The following is a 2,459-nucleotide window of genomic DNA, read 5'->3' as shown; positions in this document are numbered from 1 at the left end:
CCGCGCGCGGCGAACCCGGGCGCGGCGTCGGCGGCGCGCTGGGCGAAGAGCGCGACGGCGTCGTCCTCGTCGAGCGGCGCGAGCGCGCGGCAGTGCTCGCCGGGGACGTCGAGCGGCTGGCGGCTCGTCGCGAGGACGCTCACGCCGGGCGCCTCGCGCAGCACGAGATCGGCGAGCGCCGCGCAGGCATCGAGCAGGTGTTCGCAGGTGTCGAGGACGACGAGCGCCTGACGCTCGCGCAGGTGTGCGACGACGGCGTCGAGCGCGGGCCGCCCCGAGGGCCCGTACGCGGCCGAGGCGGGCCCTTCCTGCGCGCAGGACTCCGGCAGCCCGAGCACGGCGGCGAGCGTCGCGGGCAGCAGTTCGGGATCGCGCAGGGCCGACAGTTCGGCGAGCCACACGCCGTCGGGATACCGCTCGCGCGCGGCGGCGGCGACGCGCAGGGCGGTGCGGCTCTTGCCCACCCCACCAGGCCCGACGACGGTCAGCAGCCGCACCTCGCCGAGCACGGCCCCCAGTTCGGCGACCTCCCGCTCCCGCCCCACGAACCGGGTCACCTCGACCGGCAACCCGCCCCGCCGCCCCTGCCCGAACCCACCGCGCACGGCCGCCCCCGTCCCCTGAAGCCCCAACTGCCACCGGCAGACACGACTGAACGCGTCCCAGCGTACGCAGGTGAGTGCGGACGGTGAGGCGGAGCGGGGAGGTGGGAGCGCGGCGCGGGCGCCTCCGGCTCCTAGGGTCTGTCTGACAATTCCCGTCGTCGCCCGCAGGGCGGCCGCGCGGCTCCCCCAGCCTTCGGCCGGGAGGTGCCCCCAGGTGCGTGCTCTCGGCGTGCCGGCCCCAGGCCCTCGTACTGGACGTACTTGGGTCTGGGGCCGGTGCGGCGAGCGGGGGCACCTCCCGGCCGCCAGGCTGGGGGAGCGTGCATGGCGTCGCGCGGCAGACGGGAATTGTCAGACAGACCCTAAGCCCCCGCCGCCATGTCCACGGCCTCCGCGAGCGAGTCGGCGACCGGGAAGCCCGTGCGGGCGAGGCTCGCGCGGCTGTGGGAGCCGCCGGTGTAGAGCACGGCGCGGGCTCCGGCGGCGCGGGCCGCGTGGCCGTCGTCCGCCGCGTCGCCGATGACGACCGTACGGGCGGGGGCGATGTCGTCGGAGAGCGCCGCCAGGTGCCGTACGAGGTGCCCGGCCTTGCTGCCGCCGGAGGGCCCCGTCCGCCCCTGGACCCGCACGAAGCGGTCCGCGATGCCGAAGCCCCGGACGAGCGGCACGAGTTCCGCGTGCCCGTACATGCTCAGCAGCGACTGGCTGCGCCCGGAGTCGCGCCACCCGTCGAGCACGTCCACGGCCCCCGCCGTGAGCCCGCAGCGCACGCTCTCGCGCGCGTAGTGGCGCTGGAACGTGCCGTCCATCAGCTCCCACTCCTCGGGCGTGGGCGCGCGCCCCATCAGCGCCTCGTAGAACTCGGTGACGGGCACGCGGTACAGCTCGCGGTACCGCTCCAGCGTCAGCGAGCGCAGCCCCGGTATGCCGAGTTCGGCGAAGGCGGCGTTGGTGGCGCCGAGGACGGCGTCCATGTCGTGGAACAGCGTGCCGTTCCAGTCCCACACGAGGTGCTGGGCCGCTGTCGCCTCGCCCACTCAGCGCTCCTCGGCGGTCGGGGCGATGAGGTACGGGATCTCCTGCGTCGCGAACCACAGCAGCTCGTGGTCCTCGGCCCCGTCCACGACGAACCGCGCGTCCGCGTCGCCCTGATCAGCCGCGCCGAGCGCTTCCGCCGCCGCGGTCACGTCCTTGACGGCCTCCTCGCCGTCCGCGTGCACCGCGGCGGCCTTCGCGAGCCGCAGCGGGCCCGCGAGCCGCACCTCGCCCACGGAGTCCGGGTCCATGCCGTGGTCGGGATCGGTACGGGCCGCGCCGTCCGCCACGTCGATCGCGAGCACGACGCGGCGCCGGGCCTCGGCGGGGTCGACGGCGAGGAGCCGCAGCGAGGCGGCGGCGGCGCGGCTGAGCGCCGCGTACTCCAGCTCCTCGATGTCGTCGGACACGTACCACTCGCGCAGCGCGGGCGTCACGGCGTACGCCGTGACGGATTCCGCCCCCAGCTCGCCGCCCTCGTGGGCGCGCGCGAGCGCACTGAGAGTGAGCGGGACGTACACACGCATGGCAACCGCATCCTTTCGCCGGTGCGGCAAGGATACGTGGGGCGTGCGGCGCTCACCCGGATCGGTGAACCCACGCACGAGGACGCCGCACACGCAGAGTGACCAATCCCGGTCCCCCAGTCCCCGACTCTCTCCCTACCAGTCAGTAACAACCTTGCGTTTCCCGGAGAGAGGTGCCCGATGCCCACGACCGAGAGTGACGATTCCCCGCGCGTCCCCGCCCAGCGCCGCCGTCGTCGCGGAGCCACCCGCGGCCCCTCGGGCCCGGCGGGCCGCGCCCCGGCGGGCCGCC

3 protein-coding genes are annotated in these 2,459 nt (G+C 75.6%); all 3 read right to left on the bottom strand.

The genetic code is table 11. The features are described from left to right. Nucleotides 1-605, bottom strand: a 605-nt coding sequence (locus tag G3I42_RS12865) for an AAA family ATPase (protein WP_343244534.1), incomplete at its 3' end; no start/stop codon positions are given. 362 nt (nt 606-967) lie between these two features. Then, a complete protein-coding gene (locus G3I42_RS12860) occupies nt 968-1,642 on the bottom strand; it encodes an HAD hydrolase-like protein (RefSeq protein WP_164285498.1) in 675 nt (224 codons plus the stop codon). Continuing rightward, nucleotides 1,643-2,167, bottom strand: a complete 525-nt coding sequence (locus tag G3I42_RS12855) for a hypothetical protein (RefSeq protein WP_164285496.1) — start codon at nt 2,165-2,167, stop codon at nt 1,643-1,645. It lies immediately after the preceding gene. Nucleotides 2,168-2,459 lie beyond the last annotated feature (292 nt).

It is taken from the genome of Streptomyces sp. SID11385, from assembly GCF_010548245.1.
Lineage (GTDB): Bacteria > Actinomycetota > Actinomycetes > Streptomycetales > Streptomycetaceae > Streptomyces.
Note: the sequence above shows the minus strand (reverse complement) of the source record. Positions and strands in the feature narration are given on the sequence as shown.

Bases quoted from the DNA above. Each gene is read 5' to 3' on its own strand.
- G3I42_RS12855 (WP_164285496.1), bottom strand. From the start codon at position 2,167: ATGCGTGTGTACGTCCCGCTCACTCTCAGTGCGCTCGCGCGCGCCCAC.